At 69.0% G+C, this 4,469-nt stretch carries 4 protein-coding genes; 1 reads left to right on the top strand and 3 read right to left on the bottom strand.

Annotated features, from left to right (window positions below; all coding sequences use genetic code 11):
- The coding region (locus EN781_RS26995) for an FAD-binding oxidoreductase (protein ID WP_145965643.1) at positions 1–1,153 on the top strand (1,153 nt) is incomplete at its 5' end.
- Between the two features lie 39 nt (positions 1,154–1,192).
- Here EN781_RS26995 and EN781_RS26990 read toward each other — a convergent pair.
- From EN781_RS26990 to EN781_RS26980, 3 genes are all read right to left on the bottom strand, one after another.
- A complete protein-coding gene (locus EN781_RS26990; RefSeq protein ID WP_127400500.1) occupies positions 1,193–2,560 on the bottom strand; it encodes an FAD/NAD(P)-binding oxidoreductase in 1,368 nt (455 codons plus the stop codon).
- Positions 2,557–2,859 (bottom strand): (2Fe-2S)-binding protein, encoded by a 303-nt coding sequence (locus EN781_RS26985; RefSeq protein ID WP_126058821.1) that lies wholly within the window; start codon positions 2,857–2,859, stop codon positions 2,557–2,559. The genes EN781_RS26990 and EN781_RS26985 overlap by 4 nt, the downstream gene beginning before the upstream one ends.
- On the bottom strand, positions 2,856–4,469 hold a 1,614-nt coding region (locus tag EN781_RS26980), incomplete at its 5' end, for a hydantoinase B/oxoprolinase family protein (protein ID WP_127400499.1). The genes EN781_RS26985 and EN781_RS26980, both read right to left, overlap by 4 nt.

Here is a 4,469-nt window from a genome sequence, read left to right as displayed (position 1 = left end):
GAACTGGGGATGGTGCCGCCAGCAGAACCGCGACGCCCGCGAACTGCCGATGGCGACCCGCAGCCTCGATCTGTGGGGCAGCTTCGCGGCGGCGACCGGCGAAGACACCGGCTTTCGCCGCTGCGGCCTGCTTTATCTCAGCAATGACGAGGCGGAACTGGCCGGCTGGGCGCGCTGGCGCGATTTCGCCAGGACGGCCGGCGTGACCACCCATATGCTCGACAGCGCCGAGGCCAGCGAGCGGGGCGGCGCCACGGGCCGGACCTGGAAGGGCGGCGTTTTCTCGCCGAGCGACGGCACCGCCGACCCGTCGCGGGCCGCGCCCGCGGTCGCCCGCGCCATCCTCAAGCTCGGCGGCAGCGTGCACCAGAATTGCGCCGCGCGAGGCATCGAGACCGAGGGCGGACGCCTGAGCGGCGTGGTCACCGAGAGCGGAACGATCCGCACGAAAGTGGCGGTCATGGCCGGCGGCGCCTGGGCGTCGTCCTTTTGCCGGCAGTTCGGTTTCCGCTTTCCGCAGGCGTCGATCCGTTCCTCCATCCTGTCCGTCTCGCCCGGCGCCGAAGGCCTGCCGGATGCGCTGCACACGGCGAGGATCTCGGCCACGCGTCGCGGCGACGGCGGCTACACGCTTGCCATCAGCGGGCGCGGTCGCGTCGACGTGACGCCGCAGCAGTTGCGCTTCTCGTCGCAGTTCCTGCCCATGTTTCTGAAACGGTGGCGTAGCCTCGCGCCTGGCGGACTGCAAGGTGTGCGCTCGGGGCACGAAACGCTGCAGCGCTGGCGGCTCGACCAGCCGACGCCGATGGAGCGCATGCGCATCCTCGATCCGGCTCCGGACCGGGCCACCATCCGTCTGACCCATGCCCGTGCGCTTGAACTTCTGCCCGACCTCAGAAAGACGAAGATCAGCGCTGCCTGGGCCGGCTACATCGACAGCACGCCGGACGGCGTGCCCGCCATCGGCGAGATCGATAGCATTGCGGGCTTCTTCCTCGCCGCCGGATTTTCGGGACACGGTTTTGGCATCGGGCCCGGCGCCGGTCATCTCGTCGCCGATCTGGTGACCGGGTCGGAACCGATCGTCGATCCTACATCCTACCATCCGCGCCGCTTCGAAGCCTCGGCCTGGGGCAAGGTTGCCGATTTCTAGGATTTGACCCCTCATCAATGCGCGGCATCCCCAATTGCGTCAGCCGTTCCGCAGAAGAGCGCCAATAGGCGCCGGTCGGACAGGCGCCTGTCCGCGAAACCGGCCGACGGCGCCGGGCGTGCAGCCGGCCTGTGCCGCAACAAGCTCGACGGCAGCCAACTGGCAGTAGCGCCCCTGGCAGCGCCCCATGCCAACGCGCGACAGCGATTTCACCCTGTTGGCCTCACCGCCGCCGAAACCCACGCCCTGGCGTATGTCTCCTGCAGTCACGTTCTCGCAGCGGCAAACAATCGCGTCGTCAGGGAACACCCGCGCCATTGCCTCCGGCCAGGGAAAGGCGCGGGCCAGACCGCGCGCGAAGCGCTCGAGCCGCGCGAGCTTGCGCAGATCGCCGTTGGCTGACGGCGCCGATTGCCCGAGATCGGCAAGGCACGCCACCGCCGCAAGGCGCCCGGCAATCTCCGCGCCGTCCGCCCCCAGGAGCCGAACCCCATCGCCCGCAAGGTAGACGCCATTCCCGGCGCGACCCATCTCGTCGGTCTTCGGCAGCCATTGCCGCCACTGTTCGTCATAGGCGAAGGCGCATCCCGCAAGGTCCGCGAGATGCGTCTCCGCCCGCAAGTGCCAACCCATGCCGATCATGTCGCACGGGGTGACGCGTTCGCGGCCGCCGGTGTCGCGCCAGCGCATCGCGGTGACACCTTGTTCGTCGACCTCGATCAGCTCGAGGGTCACGCCCGCATGGTAACGGTCGCCGAGCCTCGCCCGCAGCGCCAGGCCGCGCAGCGCGACCAGCGGCCGGGCGGCGAGCCCCCGGAATCCCCGCATCTGCTGGCGCCAGGATGATGTATCCAGCACCGCCACCACATCCGCTCCAGCCTTGACGAGTTGGGCGCCGACCAGCGTCAGCAAAGGCCCCGATCCCATCAGGACGATCCGCCGCCCAAGCGCCACGCCCTGCGCCTTGAGCGCGATCTGCGCCGCGCCGAGGCTGTAGACACCGGCGCTCTGCCAGCCGGGGACCGGGGCGACGCGATCGGATGCGCCGGTGGCAAGGATCAGGCGGTCATAGTTGACTAGCTGCACGCCGTCCTCCCCCAGCACGTGCAGCCGTCCCTCCTGCGCGGCGATGACCGAACTCGCTGCGCAATGGGTAAGGCGCCCCTCCTTGGCCAACCGGTCGAACAGTTCATGCAGCGAGCGCGCCTTCGCCGCCTCCGAGCCATAGAGCTGCCCCGGCGTGCGGACGAATCCGTCCGGTGGGCGACGATAGATCTGACCGCCGGCGCGATTGCCTTCGTCGATCACCATCGGGTGCAGCCCGGCCTCGACCAGCACCGCCGCGGCCCTTATGCCAGCCGGACCGGCGCCGACGATCACGATCTTCGGCGATGAAGCGTCACTCACGGCCAGCTCTCCGGCGGCGTCGTGCGCAGCCGCATGCCCTCATCGATAGGGGTTGTGCACGCGCGCAGGCGCGGCCCCTCTTCCTGCCAGACCCAACAATCCTGGCAGGCTCCCATCAGGCAGAAGCCCGCGCGGGGTTCAGGCCCGAACTCGGACTTTCGTAAGGCTTGTCCCGACGCCAGCATGGCGGTCAGCAGCGTATCGCCGGCCAGCGCGCTGCGCATCTCGCCATCGAGGAAGAAATTCACCTCTACCCGGTCGCGCTCGGCCAGCCGGACGATGCGGCCGGCGCTGATCATTCAGCGGCCTCTCGCACCGGGCGAGGACGCGGCAGTTCGGGGAACCGTTCGCACGCCGCATCGAAGGCCGCCTGCACGCCCTCCGGCCCGGAGCGCCCTCTCATGCGGCGGAAGATCTCGGTCTTGGCGAAGAACCGCCAGTGGATCGGCAGGTCCCTCAGTATGGCGGTGAGCCGGTCGTATGCCGCAGGGGTCCATTGCGCTTCGTAGCCGTCGCGCTCTGGACCGAAATGGAAATGGCCAGCGGACGGCTTGTGCCGCGCGCGTAGCCTTTCCGTCGCCTGCTCGTCGACCTCGCCGTCGCGTAGGACGACGCCATAGTCGCGCTCCGCCGATGCCTCCGAAACATAGCCGCGCCGAACGTCCTGTGCGACCCGCCAGGGTTCGCGCAGATGCGGATCGCCGCGCCCGCCGCCTCCGGCGGAGCGGATATCGAGCAGGTCGCCGGGCTGCAGCACCGCGGTGTCGATGTTGCCCAGCCGCCGCTCGTGCTCGGTCCCCGGATTGACGACCATGTCCGACAGGCCGGCCGCCTTACCGCCGAGCACGCCCCAGGGACGGAAAAAACTGCGGTCGCGGTTGCGCGCCGTGATCCTGGAGTCGGGCGCGAAGACGCGGAAGGCCATCTCGGTCGCCAGCCCGCCGCGCCAGCGGCCCGCCCCGCCGCTGTCCCTGGCGAGCCCGTATTTCACGAATTCGACCGGGGTCTCGGTCTCGGTGATTTCGATCGGCGTGTTCTTGAGATAGGCGGCATCGGCGCCCGATCCGTTGGTCCCATCGCGATGCGGCATCGCACCGCCGCCACCGACCACCGGGTTAACCGCGGCGATGACCGTCCGGCTGCTGCGCTCGTCGACAGTCATGACGTTGACGATGCAGTTGTTGCCGGCCGGCGCCGCGGGCAGGCGCTCGGGCACTGCTTGCGAGAAGGCGCCGAAGATGACCGAGCGCAGTCGGGCGCAGGTGAGCGAGCGCATGCCGACGGCTGCGGGGTGGACCGGGTTCAGCACCGATCCCTCGGGAGTGATGCAGGTGAACGGCCGGGTAAGGCCGGTGTTGAGCAGGATCTTCGGGTTGAGCGTGTAGAGCACGTAGTAGACGCCGACCAGCAGCATGGTGTGGCGCGGGTCGCCACCTGAAGGCACGTTGAGCGAGGAGCCCAACTGCGGATCGGAGCCGGTGAAGTCGAGCACCGCCTCGTCGCCCTTGATCGTCAGCGTCAGCTTCAGCCGGCAGGGATTGGCCTCGACCGAATCCTCGTCGGCGTAATCGGCGAATTCCCAGGTGCCGTCGGGCATGGCGCGCAGCACGTCGCGCGCCTGCGCCTCGGCATGATCGAGAAGCGCGGCAACCCCTTCGATGAAGCCGGCCTTGCCGAACTTCCGCACCATTGCCTGGATCTTGCGCTCGCCGGTGTTGAGCGCGCCGACAAGCGCCTTGATGTCGCCGATGTTGAGGTCGGGCTTGCGCACATTGGTGCTCATGATGCGCAGGATCGTCTCGTCGAAGACGCCCTCCCGCACCAGTTTCATCGGCGGGAAGCGGATGCCTTCCTGATGGATCTCGGTCAGCGCCCGGCTGAGCGAAGCCGGCACCGCCCCGCCCATGTC

Source organism: Mesorhizobium sp. M4A.F.Ca.ET.090.04.2.1, from assembly GCF_003999085.1.
GTDB lineage: Bacteria > Pseudomonadota > Alphaproteobacteria > Rhizobiales > Rhizobiaceae > Mesorhizobium.
The sequence above is the reverse complement of the archived record's forward strand: the minus strand, read 5'-3'. Positions and strand labels throughout refer to the sequence as shown.